Genomic DNA, 22,151 nt, shown 5'->3' with positions numbered 1-22,151 from the left:
TCCTCAAATGTCTTATTTACTTTGCGGCTTCAAAATCCTCAATACTGCTGTAAGTCTCGCATTTATCTGCATAGTCGTTCTGAATAATACACACCCAGGTTTTTCCCTGATTCAATGTGATTTCATTTCCGGCTGCATCAAAATATCTTGTTGGAGCTGTCTCAGATTCTTTGCTCCAGGTAATATCAATCATCTTACCGTTTGTAAAGTATTTTCCTTTTCCGCCGGAAGTTAAATTGATATCCAGGTAACCATATTTTTCATCAATGACGCTGCTGTCGCAATCCTGATAAATAATATTTTTTACAGCAGTCTGTTCGTCTGTCAAAGCATCCACCTGTTTGTCACCAAACTGATAACGATAGTATAAACCATCTTCCGCATTATATTCAAACCATGGGTGATTATAGAAATAATATGGTTTTACAACGACTGCATCTTCACCATCTGCTAAGGTAACAGGTGCATCATCCTCGGCGAACTGGTAATGTCCGGTATAATCATCACTATAAGTGGTGTCATATCCCTTATACTCAATACCTGCTTTGATACCATCGGTTGTAACATACGCATTGTGTGGCTGTTTCTTGTCGGAAGTACGGTAGAATACAAGACTGTCTACCTTTCCTTCAATACCGTCTAAATTATCGACTTTGCCGCTGTTTAAGATATCTGCAGCGTACATACATTCTCCATAATGTACATAGATGGCATCAAATTCCATTGCAAAGTATGCATAGTAAGGACGACAGCTTCTGACATTTCCAAGGCGGTCAAAATCAGAATAATCCTGGTAAATTCCCATCAGACGTGTGTAAGAGCCTTCTACCGGTGATTCGTATACAACGTCAGCGCGGTTGATTCCATACTGTGGAATTGCCATTTTGGTATTTTCAATCATGATTGCAATCGGGCGCTGGGAAGCGATGGATTCATCAATCTGTTCTCCGGTCAAATAACTTCTGTCAGTTGGTCCAGCCACTTTTTCTGTCTCAGTCTGTGTCTCAACCGCTTCTTTTTCGGAAGATTTTGGCTCTTCTGTTTTCTTTTTTCCACATCCAGTTACTAAGAGCCCTAAAGAGGCTGCAACTACAAGTGACATTACAATTTTCTTTTTCATTTTGTCTTCTCCTTTAGTTATCTTAATATATTTAATTCTTCTAATATATCCCGCTGCTTTTGTTCCATAAATGCAGCTTCTTCCAGCGTCATATGGTCATAGCCGAACAAATGCAGCATACTGTGTACAATCAAAAAGGCGTACTCTCTCTTATCGCTGTGCCCATATTCTTTTGCCTGTTCATGGACTTTCGGAACAGAGATAATAATGTCTCCTAACATAATCTCTCCGGTATCCGGGTTGAAATTATCGTCGTAAGCGTCCTCTAACCCGGAAAAGTCCCCTGCCGTCTCGTAAGAAAGCATTGGGAAGGAAAGTACATCGGTAGGTCTGTCAATGTCACGGTACATCTGATTGATTTCGTGGATTCCCTCATTGTCGGTAAGTGTTAAGTTCACTTCTGCCTCATAAGGAAAGTTCTCATGTTCTATCGTAAAATCAATTACCTGATTGGCCAGTTCCTGATAGGGAAAGTCAAAATCGACGGTTGTCTCTTCTTCGATTGTTAAACTCATAACAAGCCCTCCTCCTTTACTAAATGTTCTCTGATTTTTAAGAATAAATTCATACTCATTCCAGATTTATCGTAAATCCCTTTTGATGAAAGTTCATTGAGCGTCTGATAAACCAGCATGTCCTGGTTCCACTCGCTTTGCATGGTCTGCTTGTCCATGACTTCTAATTTCTTAACCAATGCATCCACCATATGTACAATTGCAGATTCTACTGTGGATGGGAGGGCTGCCTCGCCTCCGTATTCGCTTAAAATTTTTACAACGGATTCCGGGAAAAAGTGGTTTCTTGCAAGTTTTACTCCATTTTCTACAAACGGTTCCCCTTCCAACTTCCCAAGGCGGTAATAAAAACCGGCTGCCGCTGCTAACTTTTCGTCTGCGCCAATCACAAGGGCACAGCGGTAAGAGACATTTGAAACACGGATTGCATGATTGTACTCTGCAAGGGAAAACTGCTTGATTTCCTGCACCATCGGGTAATCATCCTGTATCATTTCTTCTAACAAACGTGGCACATCCGACCCATCGTGAATCGCAGGAATACGGTATAAAAGCTGTACAAACCCGATACTTAACAAGGCACTTATCAAAGCACCCGTTAAAATCGTTCTGGTCAGCTCCATATTATAAAGGTAAAAAATAACACACGGTATCACAATGCTGATGCAGGCTGCAATCACACTAACCCAGACGCGATATACTTTGCGTTTTACAGTGGACGAAAGCAGACATCCGCACATACACAGCAGACACTCACAGATCAGTTCGTGAATCGTCGCATTTGTGACAAGAGATAGGATGCAGCTAAAATAGATTCCTACCGTAAGGGCAAGTGCCTGTGTTCCAAACATCGACATCAATAAGGAGATGAAAAGAACCGGTTTTGCAAAGGCAGGGAACAGCATACATAACAGCGCAATCACGCAGGATATGCCATATGAAATTGTCAGATTCCGGTAAGATGTTGCGGGATTTTCACCAATCAGGCCATGCATGCGGCTGTTTTCCAGTGAAAAGTAAAAAAGCATAAAAAACACCAGATTCAAAAACAGGATGCATCCCATCTGGTCAATCAGAAATCCCTTTGACTTGCAAACTACAAATGTAAATGCAATAGTCAGCACAAACATCAGTACCACATTTAGCAAGCGCTTTGGCACAATACGTTCTGTCATGCTTTCCGTCTCTCCTGCTTCTTTCGTTTGTTTGTGCTTGCCTCATAATCTTCGTATGCTTTTACAATCTTTTGCACAAGAGGATGACGGATGACATCGTTTGAGGTCAGTTCACAAAAACCAATATCATCCACTTTGCGAAGGACTTTTAGGGCAATATCAAGTCCGGATTTTGTTCCCGGCGCAAGGTCCTTTTGGGTTGCATCACCGGTAATCACGGCTTTTGAACCAAATCCGATACGTGTTAAAAACATTTTCATCTGTGCCGGTGTCGTATTCTGTGCTTCATCTAAGATAATAAACGCATTGTCTAACGTACGTCCTCGCATATAGGCAAGAGGCGCAACCTCAATCAGTCCCTTTTCCATATTCTTCTGGAAACTCTCTGCTCCCATAATCTGATACAGAGCATCATATAACGGACGTAGATACGGGTCAATCTTGCTCTGTAAATCCCCCGGCAGGAAACCAAGCTTTTCTCCGGCCTCAATGGCAGGTCTTGTCAAAATGATACGGTTGACCTCCTCATTTTTAAAGGCTGTGATTGCCATCGCCATTGCAAGGTATGTTTTTCCGGTACCGGCAGGACCTGTACCGAACACAATCATTTTATTGCGGATTGCATCGACATAAGCCTTCTGTCCAAGTGTTTTGGGCTTTACCGGCTTTCCATTTATCGTATGACAAATACATTCTTTGTCGATTTCGACAATGGCAGATTCTTTTTGCTCTGCCAGAAGTGACAAAGCGTAATTCACATTTTGTTCGGTTATGACATTGCCTCTTTTGGACAATTCAACCAATTGTAAAAAGACACTGGAAGCACTCTTAATCTGTGTCTCATTTCCAATGATTTTTAACTGGTCTTCGCGTACCACAACCGTAACATTCAAAGTACGTTCAATTTTCTTAATATAACAATCAAACTGTCCAAACACATTCGCCATGTGCTCAGAAGGAATATTCAGTGATAATTCAGTCAGACTCATCGCTTTGCTGCCTTTCTTCTCTCGTAATTTCTAGTATTTCGGTAGGAGCATATTCTGTAATGGATTCATTTGCCTTTATGCTTCCTTTTACCGCGTAGGAATTGCGTTCCTTTTCTATAATAACATTTTTTTCTATTATTTGAACCCCTTTTTCTTCCAAATTTGAAAGATACGACTGAAAATGCCTTTTGGCAAGCTCTTTTGCCTCCTCTTTGGTATATGTTTCCTTTGTTACACGGATTTCTTCGTGTAGCGTTTTTTCAAAATACACCGGAAGATAAAAGTTTCTCGACAATGCAAGCTGCTTCGAATCGCAAATCAAATTTTCCTGTTTAAAACCGGTATAAAAAAAGGGATTTTCAATTTGAATGGAACCGATTCGAAGCCCGTAAGAAGTCTTTTTCTCACCGGTAGGAATCTTTTTCTCATAGGAAAGCGGAATCTGTTCCGTATATTCGTACCAGACATCTGCATAGATATCGGCATCCGCCGCGCTGTACTCATAGTCTAAAAGACTTCCGTCGTCCTGAAAAAGTTCGATTCTTCCACTTACCAGGACATCTCCTTTTGCAACTTCTACTCCGGGGGAAACAAGAGGCGTTCCTGTTCTTGTCACCATAGAGGTGATAAGACCGTCTTTTGTGGCAACAATGTCGCGCACTTCGGTTTCGTCCTCCTCATAGCTTTCCTTTGGAAGAAGATTCTCCTGAATGGATACGGTCATCTTGGTTCCATAAATCTGAACGGAGGCCCAGATGACATCCTCATACTGGCTTCGCAGCTCTGCTTCCAATGCCTCGCAGTTTATATGGCTTTTCCTGCAGCCAAATGTGCAATCCTGTTCCTGCAAAAAATCAAGAATCGTATTCTCCGAAAGATAGGAATTACCATTTACCTCAATCTTCCAGACAAAACCGGAAAGCCAGTAAATTAGACCCGCAAAGACAATAATTCCAACTACAAAAAGTTTTCTTTTCCGATAACGGAACAAAAAGAACGGAATTCCGACACGTTTTTGGATTCGCACCTTTGTCTTTGTTTTCCTAAGAATGGGATGAAGCTTTTTGAATCCTGCAATACTGATATAAAAATGGTATCCATCCTGGGTTGGAGCCAGATTCCAAATCAAAATATTGTGGTTGCTGCAAAGATTTAAGAAACGTTCGGGGGCATATCCCGTTAAGGAAACTTCTAAATAACCAAAAAGATATTTCAGCAAAGATAAGAACATGCGTCATGCCTCATACTGAATCGTTTCGATAAATCCGGTAATCTTCATCTCTTCGTTGGTATAATATGCAACCATTAAATGCATGCCAAAAATTTTGATGCGGCAGTCTTTGGTCTGAATGCAGATCATATTGTCCTCATATTCTAAGATGCCCTTATAGTTTTCAATTAATACTTCTTTCTGGCCTGTGACAGACAAAAGAACAGCGCCTAGCATCAAATCTTTTGGTAATTCTAATTGTTCTACGATATTTTCCCGAAACTGATTCGTTTTCTTCTTTTTCATACTTCACTATATGAAAAAGAACCTGTCATTATTCGAAAATGAATTCTTTTATCACAGAACCTACTTCCGGTTTCTCATCTTCAATCTCATAGGCATGTAAAATCTTATCCATTGCCGGTTCTAACTTTTGGTCATCGTTGCTGTAAACGAGTGCAAGGACATCTCCTTTTTTGACGGCGTCCCCATTTTTCTTTTTCAAAATAATGCCAACCGACAAGTCAATGACACTGTCTTTTGTCTCACGTCCACCACCGAGTGTCATACATGCAATTCCAATCTCTTCGGCTAAGATGCGGTGTACAAAGCCCTCTTTTACTGCTTTTACTTCCGTCACTTTCTTTGCTTTCGGGAACCGGTCTGTATCAAACACATAAGAGGCATCTCCACCCTGTGCCGAAACAAATTCTGCTAATTTCTGTAAGGCCGAACCATCGTCAATCACCTGTTGCATCAAGCCTCTTGCTTCCTCCTGATTTTTGGCGCGTCCCGCAAACTCCAGCATCAAAGAGCCAAGTGCAAATACAACCTCTTTAAAATCTTCTGGTCCGCCCCCTTTTAAAGTTTCAATTGCTTCGATGACTTCAAGGGAATTTCCAACTGCATAGCCGAGTGGCTGGTCCATGTCGGTAATCACTGCTGCGGTCTTTTTGCCGGCCATTGTTCCAATGGAAACCATCGCTTTGGCAAGTGCGCGGGAATCTTCCAGATTCTTCATGAAGGCACCGTTTCCGGTCTTTACATCAAGGACAATTGCATCGCTTCCGGAAGCTAATTTCTTGCTCATGATAGAACTTGCAATCAGTGACATCTGATCTACGGTATCCGTCACATCGCGAAGCGCGTATAACTTCTTGTCCGCCGGAGCAAGATTTGCGGTCTGTCCTGCAATCGCAATCTTAATATTGTTTACATTCTTACAAAAAGTCTCCTCTGAAATCTCAGTTGTAAATCCAGGGAAACACTCTAATTTATCAATTGTTCCACCCGTATGGCCAAGTCCACGCCCGGACATCTTTGCAACCGGAACGCCAAGAGCTGCAATAATCGGAGTCAGCGCCAGGGATGTTTTATCCCCCACACCACCGGTGCTGTGCTTATCTACCTTAATTCCTTCAATTGCAGATAAGTCTAACACATCACCGCTGTCACGCATTGCAAGTGTCAAATCGACGGTCTCCCGCTTACTCATCCCCTGGAAGCAGATTGCCATTGTCATCGCAGACATCTGATAATCTGGAATGCTGCCGTCGGTAAAACCATCTATCATAAAACGAATTTCATCTGTACTAAGTTCTAACCCCTGTTTTTTCTTCTCGATTAAATCGTACATTCTCATTGTAAGTTCCTCCCTTATATGCTATCACATTCGCTTCACTCATTATATCATAAAAAGACAGGTATGAAAACATACGTCTTCTTACCTGTCTTTCTTATCATTCACGTGAAAACCAATAGTTTATTTGTATCCATTATACATTTACGAATGCTGCGGACTCTTCTTTTAAGTTCTTTGCAACTTCGCTGTTTTCTTCCATCTGGTTGTTTACGGTGGAAATAGACTGTACTAAGGAATCTACATTGGTAGCTGCATCTGTAACACCGTTTGCAGACTCTTCCACTGCATGGTTAATTCCTTCGATTGCGTCTGTAATCTCAGTCATCGTTGCAAGAATCTCCTGAGCCTCTTTGGAGTACTCAGCCATTGTCTCATCAATGTGATTTGCATCATCACTGTACTGTTTACCGCCTTGTACGAATGCTTCATAGTCTGGCAGGATATTCTGATTGATGTACTGGATAATCTTCTCAGAGGAAGCAACAAGACCATGTACCGCCTCGATAACCTGTTCGTTGATGGACTGGATGTTGTTTGCTGTCTCACGGGAGGAATCTGCAAGCTGTCTGATTTCATCTGCAACAACCGCAAAACCTTTACCAGCTTCACCGGCACGGGCAGCTTCGATGGAAGCATTCAATGCAAGAAGGTTTGTCTGGCTGGAAATGCTTAAGATATCCTCTGTCAACTGGGCAACTTTTTCTACGCTCTTGGAATTCTCTAACGCTTCGTTCATCTCGGTTGTAATCTTACCGATAATATTGGTTGTGTTGCTCTTGTTTTCCGTTGCAGTGTGCTCTAATTCAGTAGCACGTACTTTCATTTCCTGTGCATACTTGGAAATGACTTTGGTCTCATCTGCCATATTCTGGACTTTTGTCTCTGCAGAGGAAGTATTTGCACTTACACTGCTTGTGGTGGCAGATACTTCTTCCATGGTAGCAGAAAGTTCCTCCATGATGGCTGAAATGTCATTTGCACTGTCATTAGAAGCAGAAACACTTCCGGCAACGTTTCCAACAATGCCGTCTAAGGTGTTGGAATTGGAAATGATATTGGACATAATTTTCTGAAGTGTCTCGATAAAATGGTTGATACCCTGGGCGGACTGTCCAATCTCATCATTTGATTTAACTGTAACTCTTCTTGTCAAGTCACCCTGACCGGATTCAATCTCATCAATCAGAGCGGACAATTCTTCTGTCTGTGCCTTTAATGGCTTTACAACTGTTTTAACAATAACAAGAATAACTGCTGCAAAGGCAATCAAAGAAATAGCTACCAGCACGCCTGAAATTGTTAAATTACGGTTGTATAGTGCTTTCTGGTCTTTGACATTGGCCTTGACATAACTATCATTATTTGTGATTAACGTATCCATATTGGCAACAATGGTAGTCTGCCAGTCTTTCATAGCTATGTTTGCCTGTGAAACCGCTTTTTGAGAGTCGCCGGTTAAGGCAAGCTCCATTAACTGGCTTGCAGTATCCTGTCCTCCTTTGATGTATTCAAAGGTATCATTTAGCAAATCAATGTCCTCTTTTGAAAAATAATCTGTCATGCCAAGAAGTTCTTCTTCATAGGTTTCCACATCTTCTTTATATGATGTCAATTCTTTTGCAACATATTCATAATTATCCTGGGTTGGCTCTGCACAAAGGGACAATGCCAGCTTCTGTGTATTGGCAACTCTTAAATTAATCTCATCCAGACAAATTGTCGCACGAATTCCTTCCTGGGATATGCGCGTACTTTTCTTTTGAATCGATTCCATTGAATAGATACTCTCAACTGCAACCAGAATCGCAATCAGACCAAGAATTGCAACCGGCACAACAAGTTTTAACAGAACCGATGATTTGTTTTTTTTCATCCTTTTACCTCCATGTTTGTGATGTTTTTTTTATTATAGCATAAAAATTTGACAATTTGCACTATTATATATCGTCAGAAAATGTCAAAACCTTACTTTTTTTCGTATTTTTTTATGACTTTATACTTTTATTTATGGTAGGGTTCTCCATTCATAATCCGGTAACTACGGTAAATCTGTTCGAGTAAAATCACCCGCATCAGCTGGTGTGGAAATGTCATATTAGAAAAACTAAGCTTATAATCTGCCCGATTTAGAATGCGCTCATCAAGTCCTAAGGAACCTCCAATGACAAACGTAATGTGACTGCATCCCATCACACCACATTTTTCGATTTTTTGTGACAATTCAACCGAGTCTAACTGTTTCCCATTGATGGCAAGCGCAATTACATAAGCACCGTCTTTGATTTGTTTCAAAAGACGCTCGCCTTCTTTTTGCTTTACCATTTTCTCTTCTGCCTCTGAGGCGTTTTCGTCCGTTTTTTCATCGGCAACCTCAATGATTTCTAATTTGCAGTAACGGCTTAAGCGCTTTGCATATTCCTCGATTGCCATCGTAAAAAATTTCTCTTTTATTTTACCAACGCATAATATCGTAATCTTCATATTTGACTGACCTTTCGATTTCTTTTCCAAAAATAACCTTGCACAGTATAGCATATTGCGGTTGCATCCGTCTAGAAAATCTCCTATAATTGAAGAAAAGAGTGGATTTACGCACAAAATTTTTGTCGTCTATAACAGATTTTCTGTTAAATATAACATACGAGGTGTAATTGTGAAAAATTTCACACACCGGAATGGAGGATTTTATGAAATTACTCGAAGAGAAAATTTTAAATGAGGGGATTGCGGTAGATGAGGACATTTTAAGAGTCGATGGATTTATCAATCATCAGATTGATCCGGCTTTTATGCAGCAGATTGGTGCCGACATTGCAGACCATTTTAAGGGTCGTGGAATTACAAAAGTAGTTACAATCGAAAGTTCTGGCATTGCACCTGCCTTAATGGTAGCAAACTCTCTTGGCGTACCGCTTATTATCTTAAAGAAACAGCCGTCCAAGGTTTTAAATGACCATTTATTCCAGACCATTGTCACTTCTTTTACCAAGGGAACCAGCTATGAGCTGACACTTTCCCAGAAGTATATTTCAGAAAATGACCATGTTTTGATTGTCGATGACTTCCTCGCAAACGGTGAGGCTGCAACCGGAGCAATCCGTCTTCTTCGAAAAGCCCACGCCACAGTTGCCGGTATCGGCGTTTTAATTGAGAAATCCTTCCAGCCGGGACGTGAAAAGTTAAATGCACAGGGAATTGAAGTTTATGCCCTTGCAAGAATCAAACAGATGAAAAAAGACTCCATCGTGTTTGAGGAAGAATAAAATACATATGTTAAAGAAAAGCTATCGCTGCAAGAATTTTAGATAATCCTGCGGCGATAGCTTTTTTGTTGTAACAATACGAAAAGTTCTGTTTTTATCTAAGGACGATAGGTAAACTGTCTGCTGTACTCATCGCTTACAAGTCCTGTTGTCTCATCCACAACAATCACACGAAGAATATTTTTTCCGGCAGGAGCTGCAAACGGTCCTTCATATCTGGTCGATTCGGTTGTCGGTTTGGTGTTGTCGAATGTGTAGTATGCGCTGCATCCCTCCGGCACTTCAATGGTGATGAGAGTCTCCTGGGAAAAATCACCGCCGTCCGGTGTGACAACCGGTGTATCCGGCTGTTTTGGTTTAATCACATACGTTGCCTCTGCCACGTCACTGTAAATGTCCTTGTCATTACAGCATACCGCACGCAGTTCATAAGTTCCGGCTTCTTCAAACTCAATCGGTTTTTCGTATTTTTTCCCTTTTTCGATTGGATCCGAACCGTCTAAGGTATAATAAATCGTATCGTCATCCGGTGAGGTAAGTTCTACGGTGATAAATTCGTCATACTCGCCCTCCTCTTCGGAAAATTCCGGTTGTTCTACCGTATAATCCTGGAATAAAGCAAGTATCTTTTCATCTTTCACATCTTCTTTTAATGCAATGATACTATCATAGTCATTTTTCTTTTCGTAGATTTCAATCAAGAGCTTGTAAGCATCTACATTATCATCATCCAACTGGATGACATCCATCAACAATACCATAGCAGAATCGTAATCGCGCTGTTCCATGTAAATTTTTGCCATGGCAATTCGTACTTTTACATCATTTGGTGAAAGTTTTAACGCATTCTTGTAATAGCCAAGCGCATTTTCATAATTGCGGTCGGTAAGCTCTGATTCTGCCATTTTCATTTGATAATCATACGAATTTTCATTCATATAATTGCGGTACATCTTAAGTCCGACAATAGCCCCTATCGTTAAGACGATAATGACAACAAGTAACAGAATCCATGGCCATTTTTTCTTCTTCTTTTTCACCGGTTGTTTTGGCAAAGGCTTTTTCTCTTCCTTTGGCTTATTTTCCTCTTCTAACAACGCTCTTAAATAATCATCTTCTAAAATACTGTAATCCGGGACAATCTGAGCTTCCTGTCCACAGACCGAACAATAGATACAGCCGACTTTTAATTCAGCTCCACATTTTGCACACTTCATAGAGAATCCTTTCTATCTTTCCTTCGTATGTAGTTTCTGTGAAAATCTAAGATAACGTAACTGCTTCCATTGCCTCCACACAGTTATGCATTAACATGGCAATGGTCATCGGACCAACTCCACCAGGAACCGGTGTGATCGCTGCTGTATGTGGTGCGACATCCTCATAATCGACATCACCACACAATTTGTTTTCTGCATTGCGGTGAATTCCGACATCAATGACAACGGCACCTTCTTTTACGTATTCTGCTGTAATAAATTTTGGCTTTCCGATTGCGACAATTAAAATATCCGCAGTCTTACAAAGCTCTTTTAAATTCTTTGTTCTGGAATGTGCGATGGTTACTGTCGCATTCTCACGAAGCATCAGAAGTGCCATTGGTTTTCCGACAATATTGCTTCTTCCGATAACAACACAGTTTTTGCCTTCGATGTCTATGTCAGAACGTTTTAATAACTGGATAATTCCGGCAGGTGTACATGACACAAAACCACGCTCTCCAATTGTGAGCGCACCAACGTTCATCGGATGAAAACCGTCCACATCTTTTCTTGGGTCAATCGCTTTGATGATATGATCTTCTACGATGTGTTTTGGTACCGGAAGCTGCACTAAGATTCCATGTACAGAAGCATCCTGATTTAATTTCTGGATTAATGCTAACAGTTCTTCCTCGGTTGTCTCTTCTGGCAATTCATAGGAAAGGGAGCGGATTCCAATGTACTCACATGCTTTTTTCTTGTTTCGCACGTAAACACTGGAAGCAGGATCATTTCCAACCTGAATAACGGCCAGACAACATTCCTTTCCCTCTTCTTTTAACCTTGCAACTTTTTCTTTTAATTCATCCTTGATTTCAAGTGATATTCTTTTTCCGTCGATTATCTGTGTCATGTATTTCCCATACCTTTCTGTTTTAGAACAATCCGGTGATGACTCCGTCATCATTTACATCGATGCCATATGCAGCTGGCTGTTTGGAAAGGCCAGGCATTGTCATGATGGCTCCTGTAACGGCAACTACAAATCCAGCTCCGGCTGAAACGTAAACCTCTCTGACATTTATTTTAAATCCGGTTGGACGGCCTAATTTTTTGGCGTCATCGGATAAGGAGTACTGTGTCTTTGCCATGCAGACCGGGAATTTGCTAAGTCCTAAGTCTGTGATACGTTTCAGTTCTTTCTTTGCTGCCGATGAGTATGTCACACCATCTGCTCCATAAATTTCTGTTGCAACTTTTTCAATCTTTTCTTCTAACGATAAATCATCTTCGTATAAGACTTTGAAGCTGCTCTTCTTTGTCTCAATTGTTTCTAATACTTTATTTGCAAGTGCGATACCGCCTTCGCCGCCTTTTTCCCATACTTCGGATAAGGCGAACTCGCAGTCACGCTCTTTACAGAAGTTCTCAATGTAATCGGTTTCTGCTTTGGTATCTGTCACAAAAGAATTTAAGGTTACAACAACCGGTACGCCATATTTCTGAAGGTTTTCGATATGTTTCTCTAAATTTACGATACCTTTCTTTAAAGCTTCCATATTTTCTGTTGCAAGATCTTCTTTTGCCACTCCACCATTATATTTCAAAGCACGCACAGTTGCAACTAAAACAACTGCATCTGGTTTTAAACCTGCTTTTCTGCACTTGATATCGAAGAACTTCTCTGCTCCTAAGTCTGCACCAAAACCAGCCTCTGTAATCACATAATCTGCTAATTTTAATGCTGTCTTTGTGGCACGGACACTGTTACATCCGTGTGCAATGTTTGCAAATGGTCCGCCGTGTACAATGGCAGGTGTGTGCTCTAAGGTCTGAATCAGATTTGGTTTTAACGCATCTTTTAAAAGTGCTGCCATCGCTCCGGTTGCCTGTAAATCGTCTGCTGTCACAGGTTTTCCGTCAAAGGTATAAGCAACAATAATTCTGCCAAGGCGTCTCTTTAAGTCATGCATGTCATCTGCAAGGCAAAGAACCGCCATGATTTCAGATGCAACTGTGATTACAAAATGATCTTCTCTGACCATTCCGTCCATCTTGCTTCCTAATCCAACCACAATATTTCGAAGGACACGGTCGTTCATATCCATACAACGTTTCCATACAATCTGTCTTGGATCAATTCCCAAAACATTGCCCTGCTGGATATGGTTGTCTAACAAAGCTGCCAGCAAATTGTTTGCGGAGGTAATGGCATGAAAATCTCCGGTAAAATGAAGATTTAAGTCCTCCATTGGAACAACCTGGGCATAACCGCCGCCTGCAGCTCCACCTTTGATTCCAAAACATGGTCCAAGTGATGGCTCACGAAGTGCAATGACAGCCTTTTTTCCAAGACGTCCAAACGCTTCTCCCAAACCTACACTTGTAGTTGTTTTTCCTTCTCCTGCAGGAGTTGGATTGATTGCTGTAACAAGAATTAATTTTCCATCTGGATTGTCTTTCACACGATTCATCAATTCATCGGAAAGTTTTGCTTTATATTTGCCATAAAGCTCTAAATCATCCTCTGGAATCTCTAACGCTTTTGCTACCTCTGTGATTGGTTTCATGACTGCTTCCTGTGCGATTTCGATATCACTTTTCATACTAACTACCGTTCCTTTCATTTCTCCTCTTTATTAGTATAGCTTATCAATCAATATCTTGTATGTGATAAGCTTATAAAAGACTACCCTTAGTATGTACCACGTTTATAGATATTCGTCAACAAATTCTTGAAATTGTTCTGGCGACATGAGTACTTTTCTTGGCTTTGTTCCCTCTTCCGGTCCGACAATTCCGGCCTCCTCTAACTGATCCATAATTCTTGCGGCACGATTGAATCCAACCTTAAAATAACGCTGGAGCATTCCAATGGAACCTTTTTCTTTTTCGATTAGAAGCTTTGCAGCGTCCGCAAAGTAAGCATCCCTTCCATCGTCTGCACCGGAATCTCCTCCGATGCTTGTGGTTGTGTTCTCGACGGACTTCATTTTTTCTTCAATCGACGGATTATATGCTGCATGACCGTTGTGTTCTTTTAAGAATTCCACAACATCGGAAACCTCTTTATCGGTTACCAGTGCTCCCTGGACACGAAGCGGTTTCGGGACGCCTTGCGGATTAAACAGCATATCTCCTTTTCCAAGCAATTTTTCTGCACCGTTCATATCCAAAATGGTGCGAGAATCAATACCGGATGTCACAGCAAACGCAATACGGCTTGGCATATTTGCCTTAATCAGACCGGTGATAACATTAACAGACGGTCTTTGGGTTGCGATAATCAAGTGGATTCCGGCTGCTCTTGCAAGCTGTGCCAGACGGCAAATCGCTTCTTCCACATCCCCTGGTGCCACCATCATAAGATCTGCTAACTCGTCCACAATAATGACAATCTGTGGCATTTTCTCCGGTTTGTTCGGATCATCAATATCTTTTATCGCATCAACTTTTGCATTGTATCCTTTTAAATCACGCACATTGTAATCCGCAAATTTCTGATAACGCTCTGTCATCTCTGCCACTGCCCAATGCAATGCTCCAGCAGCTTTCTTCGGGTCTGTTACAACCGGAATCATCAGGTGTGGAATTCCGTTGTAGACGCTCAATTCTACTACTTTTGGATCTATCATGATTAGCTTTACCTCTTTCGGATCCGCTTTGTACAAGATACTCATGATAATGGTATTGATACAAACCGATTTACCAGAACCGGTCGCACCAGCAATTAATAAATGTGGCATTTTGGCAATATCTGCAACGGTAACTTTTCCACCGATGTCTTTTCCGACACAGAACGCCAGTTTGGATGGATGCTTTTCAAATTCTTCAGATTCCACTAGATCCCGGAACATTACCGTAACATTTTCTTTGTTTGGAACTTCAATTCCGACTGCGGCTTTTCCCGGAATCGGTGCTTCAATTCGAATGTCTGCAGCGGCAAGATTTAGCTTGATGTCATCGGCAAGATTGACAATTTTGCTGACCTTAACGCCCATCTCAGGCTGCAATTCATAACGTGTTACCGCAGGACCACAGCTTACATTGGTAATCGTGACATTCACGCCAAAGTTCTTAAGGGTTGTCTGCAGTTTTGCGGCAGTTTCCTGTAAATGACGCTTGGAATCTAACGACATTGTCTGATTGCCTTTGGTCAAAAGCGAAACCGGAGGATATACATATTCCTGTTTTGGCTCTGGCGCAGGTGCGCAGGCGGTATCATCAAGCGGTACATCTTCACCGTATAGGGAATCCTCGTCATATTCTGCCTTTGGCTCCTTATCAAGATTATTTTCAAAGACAGGGGGAGCTTCCTGAACAGGTTCTTCCTCGTGCAGAGGTACTGTATCATAGGATAGCGCCGTTTCAAAAGCCGGGGTTTCTTCATAAGGAGGTTCCTCCTCATAAGCTGTGGCTGCCTCAAAGCCGGTTGGTTCCATAGTAGCCTTTGGTTCCATAGTAACCTTTGGCTCCATAGTAACCTCCGGTTCCATAGTAACCTTCGGTTCCATAGAAAATTCCGGTTCCTGATAGAAGGACTGTCCCCCATAAGAAGGCTCATGCTCATCCGAATCGTTCACAGATGTTAAAGTCACATGACTTTCCTCTTTTATTTCCGGCAAATCTTCCATCATTTCCGGATTGATTTCATTTAATTCATCCGATGGCAATGCCTCTTTTGATAAAAGTTCTTCCTTGGAAAGAATTCTTGTATCAGCAGCGACGCCGGCTACTTTTTGATCCATTCTGCGGCGTTTTCGCTCCTCGCGTCTTAACTCCTGAATCTCGCGATGGCGCTCGTTACTCTCTTTTGCTGACTGATAAACTTTTTGTCCGCCCCGTTTCATTCCAAGAAGTGCTGACTTTTCCGTGATAAGCACCAGTGAAATAATAAGCACAATCACATCAATTACATACGAACCAATGAGTCCAAAATTTGGGCATAATATTTTGGCAAGGAATCCACCAATGAGACCACCGCCATTTTTATTTTCAAAGCTGTATCGATACGCTTCTATCGCCGACACAACGTCTGAGCCATTTAACACAAGTTCAATAAACATGCATAAAAAGGACACAAATAACACTGTTGCTATGATTTTTACTGTTGCAAGACGATTTCCTTTGTTTGAAACTGCAAAAAATGTTCCAACTAATAAAACAATTGGAAAAATATATGCAATTAAACCAAAGATACCAAAGAAAAACCGGCTGAATGCATTTCCGATTTTTCCACCAAATCCAAAGTTACTGATGAAAAGAAGAAGTGAAATTGCCACCACAATCCACAGAATAACCTCCCGCTCAAAAGATACCTCCGGTGTCTTATTTTTTCCTCTTGTACCTTTTCGACTGGTATTTGATTTTGCTCTGGTTGATTTTTTCTTTCCAGAAGAACTCTTGCGACTTCCCGTTGCTGCCAATTACTACTACCTCCAAAAACTAATTTAAATAAAAATATCCGCCGATGGAAAACGCACCGATGATAAAACAATAGATGGAAAATCCCGTAAATTTTTTCTTTCTTACGACAACCAGCATTGTTTTCATACAAATATATCCAACGACTCCGGCAATCACGGTTCCGATGAGATAATAAAGCATCTCTGTATGGGATACTGCGATACCGGACGCACCAATCAATTCCTTTACAACCGCGCCAAGAATTGCAGGTATGGACATGATAAAAGAATATTTCACCGCAAAATTACGGCTGAATCCGCTCATCATGCATGCTGCAATTGTGGTTCCAGACCTTGAGAGACCCGGCATGGTTGCGATTCCCTGTGCAATTCCAATTCCAAATGCATTCGAATATGTAACGGTCTTGGGTGTCTTTTTTCCATCCGGGTGATGTTGTGCAATCAACAATAACACTCCGGTGATAATCAGACAGATTCCCGGAACAATCAGAATCTGTTCGGACATCTCCACCAAATCAGATCCGACAATTCCAATAATTCCGGTCGGAATCGTGGAAACAATCACAAGCATCACAAATTTGCGATAACTGTTGTGAATCACTCTTCGATAAGGAAGCTCCTCATGATGCAGCCTGTTTTTAAAAAATGTACCAACATTTAGCGCTGCATCATATAGAATTCCGCATCCTTCTACAATCATGCGGAAAAGATCTTTATAATAGACTACAAAGATTGCTATCAAGGTTCCTAAATGTAACAACACGTCAAATAACAATCCTGTTTCTGTCTTAACTCCAAACAGATTCTTAAAAAGAGCCAGATGTCCCGAACTGCTGACTGGCAAAAATTCTGTCAATCCCTGGATGATACCCATAAAAATTGCCTGCAATAATGACATTTTTTCCTCCTTTGTCTGATGTGTTTTTATTCGCACATACGTTCTATTCAACTACACATATGAATTTATTTTATCATATTTGCCTCGAAATGTCATTATTGGTTTTTGATGATTTCGTGCAGTTTCAGGAATGCTTTGTCAATTCCGCCGACCTCATCAATAAGATGCTCTTCCACCGCCTGTTTTCCTACCAGAATACTTCCCAAATCTTTTGACAACATGGTAGTATTCATCATCAGCTGTTCGATGCGTTCTTCCTTTGCTCCACAGTGTGAGGAGATAAACCCTAAAATCCGATCCTGCATCTGTTTGAAATAATCATAGGTCTGTTTTGCCCCAATCACAGTGCCGCTCATTCTGACCGGATGAATCACCATGGTTCCGGTTGGCACGATAAACGAATAATCGGTGGAAACCGCAAGTGGCACGCCGATGGAATGACTTCCTCCTAATACAAGGGAAACGGTTGGCTTGCTGATGGATGCAACCATCTCTGCAATCGCAAGACCGCTCTCAACATCTCCTCCTACTGTATTTAAAAGAAGCAGCAAGCCATCGATTTCATTCGAATCCTCAATTTCTGCAAGTTTTGGCAAAACATGCTCATACTTGGTTGTCTTTGTCGTTGACGGAAGGCAGTCATGCCCTTCAATTTCCCCAATGATGCAAATCATGGAAATCTTATGCTGCTCACGATTCTCATTTAGCTCCATCTGACCGAATTCTTTCAACTGTTCGTTTTTTTGTTTGGTATCCTCTGACATCTTTTCCCCTTTCTATCCGATACAATCATGCGCCAATATATTTTTGCGCAAAAACTAAGAAACAGGATTCCCGCAGGTATCCTGTTTCTTAGTATGGGACAGAATGAATAAACTTATTCTTTTATAAATCACCAATTAAATAATGGTACAGATTCTCATATTTTCCTTTGGAGACATTCCAGGAATAATCGTTTGCCATACCGCGGTCAATCATCTGATTCCACTGTTTTTTGCGGTCAAAATAGATATGTTTTGCGTAATTTACGACATTTAACATATCATCCCCGTTATAGTTCGTAAAGGAAAAACCATCCCCTGTATTTTCAAATTCGTTGTAAGGTGTTACCGTATCCTTTAATCCACCGGTCTCACGCACAATCGGAACGGTTCCATAGCGGAACGAGATTAACTGTGTCAGTCCACATGGCTCGAATCTGGACGGCATCAAAAAGGCGTCCGCAGCTGCATAGAGCTTATGTGCAAGATCATCGGAATAACAGATGTTTGCAGATACACGGTCCTGATATTTCCATGCATAATGGCGGAACATATTTTCGTACTGTGGGGCACCTGTTCCGATGACAACAATCTGCGTGAACTCGTCCACAAGCTGATCCATGGCATAATTAATCAAATCTAAGCCCTTCTGGTCGGTCAGTCTTGAAATGATTCCTATCATGAATTTCTTCTTGTCAACCGCAAGTCCTAATTCTTCCTGCAATTTCAGCTTGTTCTGAATCTTCTTTTTTCTGAAATCCTCTGCGGAATAATTGGTGTATATCTTAGGGTCAGTTTTTGGATTGTAAACCGAATAATCAATTCCGTTAACAATTCCCTGCATATCAAAATGACGCGCTGCAAGCAGTCCGTTTAAGCCTTCTCCGTACTCGTCTGTCTGAATCTCCATCGCATACGTATCGCTTACGGTTGTAATATAGTCTGCATACACAAGTCCGCCCTTTAACATATTGGCATCTTTGTGAAACTCTAATTTATCCGGCGTAAAAAGTGAGGACGGGAATCCAGTCAGTCCCTGCAATGTCTTTGCATCCCAGACTCCCTGGAATTTCAGGTTATGTATTGTTAAAATGGATTTCATTCCCCAGAAAAAGGCATCTGCCTGAAATTCATTTTTCAAATAAACCGGAATCAATCCGGTCTCCCAGTCGTGACAATGAATGATATCCGGCTGGAAACCAACAAGTGGCAGCATCGACAATACCGCTTTGTCAAAAAAGCTGAACTTCTCGATGTCGTAACGGATATCCCCATACGGTGACGCACAGTTAAAGTACTCTTCATTATCAATCAGATAATAAAGAATTCCCTCATATTCATACTTTAAGACTCCGACATATTTATTCTGGATATACTTTCCATTCCCCATATAAAAATGTGTCACATATTCAAACTGACTGCGGAATTTTTCCGGAATACAGCTATAATTTGGAATTACCACACGGATATCCCAGTAACGTTTATCAAATTCCTTCGGTAAAGCTCCACAGACATCAGCAAGTCCTCCGGTCTTAATAAACGGAACACATTCTGACGCTGCAAAAAGTATTTTATTCATAAATAACCACCTCCCAATTCTTCTACCCTTTTCATGATATACTATTTGTCCCAAGAATTCCATATTTTTTTAAGAAAGAATCCGTGCAATCCTCGCAAATCCTTTTTTGCGTAATAGGAATGAAATTTTCTATTACACAAAAAGGAGATGCAAATTCATGCATCTCCCTTAAGGTTATCACAATTATTCATCCCAGTTATGGTAAACTTCCTGAACGTCATCATCTTCGTCTAAAAGATCAATGATTCTTGTGAAGTTTGCAATATCAGTCTCATCTGATAATTCTACATAGTTCTGTGGAATCATGGTAACTTCTGCTTCTACCATCTTGATTCCTTCTGCTTCTAATGCTTCGCGGACAGCAGAGAAATCTTCTGGTGCTGTAATAATCTCGAAGCTGTCTTCTTCATCTGCGAAATCTTCTGCTCCGGCATCTAATGCCATCATCATCAAATCGTCAGCATCCATATCGCAGTCTTCTTTGTCAATGATAATCTGTCCTTTCTCATCGAACATATAAGATACACAGCCCTGTGTACCAATGCTTCCATGACCTTTTGTAAAGCAGTTTCTTACGTTTGCAGCAGTTCTGTTTTTATTATCTGTTAAAGCTTTCACAATGATAGCGGTTCCACATGGACCGTATCCTTCGTAAGTAACAGATTCGTAATTCACGGAGTTTGCATCTCCGGCAGCCTTCTTGATACCTCTGTCGATGGTATCGTTTGGCATGTTATTTGATTTTGCTTTTGCAATTACATCTCTTAATTTACTATTATTCGCAGGGTCTGGACCACCTTCTTTTACTGCAATGGCAATTTCCCTTCCGATAATGGTAAAGATTTTTCCTTTTGCCGCATCATTCTTCTCTTTCTTATGTTTGATGTTCGCAAATTTGGAATGTCCTGACATAATAATTCCTCTTTTCTCAATAGTTTTCGTGTTTTATTCTATCATCATTTCCTTATTCTGACAAGTTTTATCCTCATCTGGACTTTTTGCTTCTTCCTTTAAGCGTGTCACACGCACATTTTTTATCATCTTGTTCTCAACAGTTAAGATTTCAAAATGATAGCCATAGGCATCTGCAGACAGATGTTCATCTTCATTCGGAATCTTGTCAATTAAAGAAATTAAGAATCCATTTAACGTATCCATATCGTTTTCTTCAAGTTCTATTCCAAGAACTTCTGCAACCTCGTCGAGCGGCGCCATTCCCTTCATCAGATAACTGCCGTCCACCTGAAGCTCAATCATATGCTCTTCGGCATCATGTTCGTCTTCAATATTTCCGACAATCTCCTCAAGAATATCTTCCATCGCTACAATACCGGAGGTCTGACCATATTCGTCTACGACAATCACCATGTGGTTCTTCTTTGACTGCATCATCGTAAACAGTGTATTGATATTTCTTGTTTCCGGAATGAAATCGGTTTTACGAATCAGTCCGGGAATTTCTTTGATTGGTGTGGAAAATAATGCTTGTTCCTGACTAAGCCCTAATGCTTCCTTAATATGTAACACACCAATGATATTATCTAAGTCTTCCTCATAAACCGGGAATCTGGAATAATTGTTTTCTTTTAAAAACTGGAGTGCATCTAAAAAGGTCATATTTCCATCCATCGCAATGATATTCTTGCGATGTGTCATAATATCTTTTGCTTCCTTATCGCCAAACTCAAAGATGTTGTGAATCATCTCCGCCTCACTCGCAAGCAAAACACCCTGTTCGTGCCCTTCGTTGACCATCGAGATAATCTCTTCTTCTGTCACATCGTCAACGTCGGCAAGCGGGTCAACACCACCGACTCTCGCCAATAGGTTTGACAAAAAATTAACACTCACCAGCACCGGGGTAAAAATGACCTCCATGGCGTGCATCGGTGCCACCAGGCGGTATGCCCATTTTAACGCTTTGCGCGCTGCGATTTTCTGAGGTGTAAACACACCAATCCATAGCGTCAGCAATACGATAACGGCAAAAACCAGCGCATCCTCCAGCACAAAAACCAATGTTACATCCGTCGGAGCAAAAAAGTAACCTCTCCAAAGATTAATTTGTGTAAAACCTGCCATCATGGTAAGCAACAGCCACAAAAGCTGACAAATCTGCTGGAAACGAACCGGCTCATCTGCATATTTTTGAATCAGCAGCGCCTTTTTCTTTCCTTCCTGTGCATCTTTTGCCAAAGCAGCCTGATTGATATTCTCCATTGCAGCTAAAAATCCACAGACCACTGCATTGAAAAATAAAAGTACTAAAAATATGATGATCCCAATAGAGGGACTCCCACCATCGTCCATAAAACATATTCTCCTTTTGTAATATCCATTCTTTTGTTTCCTGTTATTTTATCATGAAAAC

General features: G+C 41.1%; 19 protein-coding genes. 1 reads left to right on the top strand and 18 read right to left on the bottom strand.

Features of this window, described 5'->3' with window-relative positions:
• Positions 1–16: 16 nt before the first annotated feature.
• From BIV16_RS05240 to rlmH, 9 genes are all read right to left on the bottom strand, one after another.
• Positions 17–1,120 carry a DUF3048 domain-containing protein gene (locus tag BIV16_RS05240; protein WP_075678920.1) on the bottom strand — a complete coding sequence of 368 codons (1,104 nt, stop codon included), beginning with the start codon at positions 1,118–1,120 and terminating at the stop codon, positions 17–19.
• Between the two features lie 17 nt (positions 1,121–1,137).
• On the bottom strand, positions 1,138–1,635 hold the full coding sequence (gene ybeY / locus BIV16_RS05235) for an rRNA maturation RNase YbeY (protein WP_075678921.1): 498 nt from the start codon (positions 1,633–1,635) through the stop codon (positions 1,138–1,140).
• Complete coding sequence (locus BIV16_RS05230; protein WP_075678923.1) at positions 1,632–2,810, bottom strand: hypothetical protein; 1,179 nt, start codon at positions 2,808–2,810, stop codon at positions 1,632–1,634. The genes ybeY and BIV16_RS05230 overlap by 4 nt, the downstream gene beginning before the upstream one ends.
• A complete protein-coding gene (locus BIV16_RS05225; protein WP_075678925.1) occupies positions 2,807–3,799 on the bottom strand; it encodes a PhoH family protein in 993 nt (330 codons plus the stop codon). The genes BIV16_RS05230 and BIV16_RS05225 overlap by 4 nt, the downstream gene beginning before the upstream one ends.
• Positions 3,786–5,030: a sporulation protein YqfD gene (yqfD, locus tag BIV16_RS05220; RefSeq protein ID WP_075678927.1), complete on the bottom strand. Its 1,245-nt coding sequence runs from the start codon at positions 5,028–5,030 to the stop codon at positions 3,786–3,788. Before yqfD ends, BIV16_RS05225 begins: the two co-directional genes overlap by 14 nt.
• A 3-nt stretch (positions 5,031–5,033) precedes the next feature.
• The gene (locus BIV16_RS05215; RefSeq protein ID WP_075678929.1) at positions 5,034–5,315 is read right to left on the bottom strand and encodes a YabP/YqfC family sporulation protein; all 282 of its coding nucleotides are present in this window, start codon (positions 5,313–5,315) and stop codon (positions 5,034–5,036) included.
• 28 nt (positions 5,316–5,343) lie between these two features.
• Positions 5,344–6,651, bottom strand: a complete 1,308-nt coding sequence (locus tag BIV16_RS05210) for a pyrimidine-nucleoside phosphorylase (protein WP_173664524.1) — start codon at positions 6,649–6,651, stop codon at positions 5,344–5,346.
• 133 nt (positions 6,652–6,784) lie between these two features.
• The gene (locus BIV16_RS05205) at positions 6,785–8,524 is read right to left on the bottom strand and encodes a methyl-accepting chemotaxis protein (RefSeq protein WP_075678931.1); all 1,740 of its coding nucleotides are present in this window, start codon (positions 8,522–8,524) and stop codon (positions 6,785–6,787) included.
• A 128-nt stretch (positions 8,525–8,652) separates the two neighbouring features.
• Positions 8,653–9,132 (bottom strand): 23S rRNA (pseudouridine(1915)-N(3))-methyltransferase RlmH, encoded by a 480-nt coding sequence (gene rlmH, locus BIV16_RS05200; protein WP_075679020.1) that lies wholly within the window; start codon positions 9,130–9,132, stop codon positions 8,653–8,655.
• Positions 9,133–9,338: 206 nt separating this feature from the next.
• On the opposite strand from rlmH, the gene BIV16_RS05195 reads away from it, so the two are divergent.
• Positions 9,339–9,914 (top strand): xanthine phosphoribosyltransferase, encoded by a 576-nt coding sequence (locus BIV16_RS05195; RefSeq protein ID WP_075678933.1) that lies wholly within the window; start codon positions 9,339–9,341, stop codon positions 9,912–9,914.
• Between the two features lie 98 nt (positions 9,915–10,012).
• Here the strand turns inward: BIV16_RS05195 and BIV16_RS05190 are convergent, their stop codons facing one another.
• The 9 genes from BIV16_RS05190 to BIV16_RS05150 form a co-directional block, all read right to left on the bottom strand.
• Positions 10,013–11,131, bottom strand: coding sequence for a chitobiase/beta-hexosaminidase C-terminal domain-containing protein (locus BIV16_RS05190; RefSeq protein ID WP_075678935.1), 1,119 nt, complete (start codon positions 11,129–11,131; stop codon positions 10,013–10,015).
• 46 nt (positions 11,132–11,177) lie between these two features.
• The gene (gene folD / locus BIV16_RS05185; protein WP_075678937.1) at positions 11,178–12,029 is read right to left on the bottom strand and encodes a bifunctional methylenetetrahydrofolate dehydrogenase/methenyltetrahydrofolate cyclohydrolase FolD; all 852 of its coding nucleotides are present in this window, start codon (positions 12,027–12,029) and stop codon (positions 11,178–11,180) included.
• Positions 12,030–12,051: 22 nt separating this feature from the next.
• On the bottom strand, positions 12,052–13,722 hold the full coding sequence (locus tag BIV16_RS05180; protein ID WP_334309950.1) for a formate--tetrahydrofolate ligase: 1,671 nt from the start codon (positions 13,720–13,722) through the stop codon (positions 12,052–12,054).
• A 105-nt stretch (positions 13,723–13,827) separates the two neighbouring features.
• The gene (locus BIV16_RS05175; RefSeq protein WP_075679024.1) at positions 13,828–16,542 is read right to left on the bottom strand and encodes an FtsK/SpoIIIE family DNA translocase; all 2,715 of its coding nucleotides are present in this window, start codon (positions 16,540–16,542) and stop codon (positions 13,828–13,830) included.
• Positions 16,543–16,561: 19 nt separating this feature from the next.
• Entirely contained in the window at positions 16,562–17,440 is an 879-nt protein-coding gene (locus BIV16_RS05170; protein ID WP_075679026.1) for an undecaprenyl-diphosphate phosphatase, read from the bottom strand.
• 95 nt (positions 17,441–17,535) lie between these two features.
• Positions 17,536–18,204: a ClpP family protease gene (locus tag BIV16_RS05165; protein WP_075679028.1), complete on the bottom strand. Its 669-nt coding sequence runs from the start codon at positions 18,202–18,204 to the stop codon at positions 17,536–17,538.
• 121 nt (positions 18,205–18,325) lie between these two features.
• Positions 18,326–19,780 (bottom strand): glycogen synthase GlgA, encoded by a 1,455-nt coding sequence (glgA, locus tag BIV16_RS05160; protein WP_075679030.1) that lies wholly within the window; start codon positions 19,778–19,780, stop codon positions 18,326–18,328.
• 183 nt (positions 19,781–19,963) lie between these two features.
• On the bottom strand, positions 19,964–20,692 hold the full coding sequence (locus tag BIV16_RS05155) for a YebC/PmpR family DNA-binding transcriptional regulator (RefSeq protein ID WP_075679032.1): 729 nt from the start codon (positions 20,690–20,692) through the stop codon (positions 19,964–19,966).
• Positions 20,693–20,725: 33 nt separating this feature from the next.
• Positions 20,726–22,090: a hemolysin family protein gene (locus BIV16_RS05150; RefSeq protein ID WP_075679033.1), complete on the bottom strand. Its 1,365-nt coding sequence runs from the start codon at positions 22,088–22,090 to the stop codon at positions 20,726–20,728.
• Between the last annotated feature and the right edge of the window lie 61 nt (positions 22,091–22,151).

This window comes from Roseburia sp. 831b (assembly GCF_001940165.2).
Lineage (GTDB): Bacteria > Bacillota > Clostridia > Lachnospirales > Lachnospiraceae > Roseburia.
This window is presented reverse-complemented; position numbering and strand designations above follow the sequence as displayed.

What these genes read in the sequence shown, in the direction of transcription:
- BIV16_RS05240 (WP_075678920.1), bottom strand. Translation starts at nt 1,120, where the DNA reads ATGAAAAAGAAAATTGTAATGTCACTTGTAGTTGCAGCCTCTTTAGGG.
- ybeY (WP_075678921.1), bottom strand. Translation starts at nt 1,635, where the DNA reads ATGAGTTTAACAATCGAAGAAGAGACAACCGTCGATTTTGACTTTCCC.
- BIV16_RS05230 (WP_075678923.1), bottom strand. Translation starts at nt 2,810, where the DNA reads ATGACAGAACGTATTGTGCCAAAGCGCTTGCTAAATGTGGTACTGATG.
- BIV16_RS05225 (WP_075678925.1), bottom strand. Translation starts at nt 3,799, where the DNA reads ATGAGTCTGACTGAATTATCACTGAATATTCCTTCTGAGCACATGGCG.
- yqfD (WP_075678927.1), bottom strand. Translation starts at nt 5,030, where the DNA reads ATGTTCTTATCTTTGCTGAAATATCTTTTTGGTTATTTAGAAGTTTCC.
- BIV16_RS05215 (WP_075678929.1), bottom strand. Translation starts at nt 5,315, where the DNA reads ATGAAAAAGAAGAAAACGAATCAGTTTCGGGAAAATATCGTAGAACAA.
- BIV16_RS05210 (WP_173664524.1), bottom strand. Translation starts at nt 6,651, where the DNA reads ATGAGAATGTACGATTTAATCGAGAAGAAAAAACAGGGGTTAGAACTT.
- BIV16_RS05205 (WP_075678931.1), bottom strand. Translation starts at nt 8,524, where the DNA reads ATGAAAAAAAACAAATCATCGGTTCTGTTAAAACTTGTTGTGCCGGTT.
- rlmH (WP_075679020.1), bottom strand. Translation starts at nt 9,132, where the DNA reads ATGAAGATTACGATATTATGCGTTGGTAAAATAAAAGAGAAATTTTTT.
- BIV16_RS05195 (WP_075678933.1), top strand. Translation starts at nt 9,339, where the DNA reads ATGAAATTACTCGAAGAGAAAATTTTAAATGAGGGGATTGCGGTAGAT.
- BIV16_RS05190 (WP_075678935.1), bottom strand. Translation starts at nt 11,131, where the DNA reads ATGAAGTGTGCAAAATGTGGAGCTGAATTAAAAGTCGGCTGTATCTAT.
- folD (WP_075678937.1), bottom strand. Translation starts at nt 12,029, where the DNA reads ATGACACAGATAATCGACGGAAAAAGAATATCACTTGAAATCAAGGAT.
- BIV16_RS05180 (WP_334309950.1), bottom strand. Translation starts at nt 13,722, where the DNA reads ATGAAAAGTGATATCGAAATCGCACAGGAAGCAGTCATGAAACCAATC.
- BIV16_RS05170 (WP_075679026.1), bottom strand. Translation starts at nt 17,440, where the DNA reads ATGTCATTATTGCAGGCAATTTTTATGGGTATCATCCAGGGATTGACA.
- BIV16_RS05165 (WP_075679028.1), bottom strand. Translation starts at nt 18,204, where the DNA reads ATGTCAGAGGATACCAAACAAAAAAACGAACAGTTGAAAGAATTCGGT.
- glgA (WP_075679030.1), bottom strand. Translation starts at nt 19,780, where the DNA reads ATGAATAAAATACTTTTTGCAGCGTCAGAATGTGTTCCGTTTATTAAG.
- BIV16_RS05155 (WP_075679032.1), bottom strand. Translation starts at nt 20,692, where the DNA reads ATGTCAGGACATTCCAAATTTGCGAACATCAAACATAAGAAAGAGAAG.
- BIV16_RS05150 (WP_075679033.1), bottom strand. Translation starts at nt 22,090, where the DNA reads ATGGACGATGGTGGGAGTCCCTCTATTGGGATCATCATATTTTTAGTA.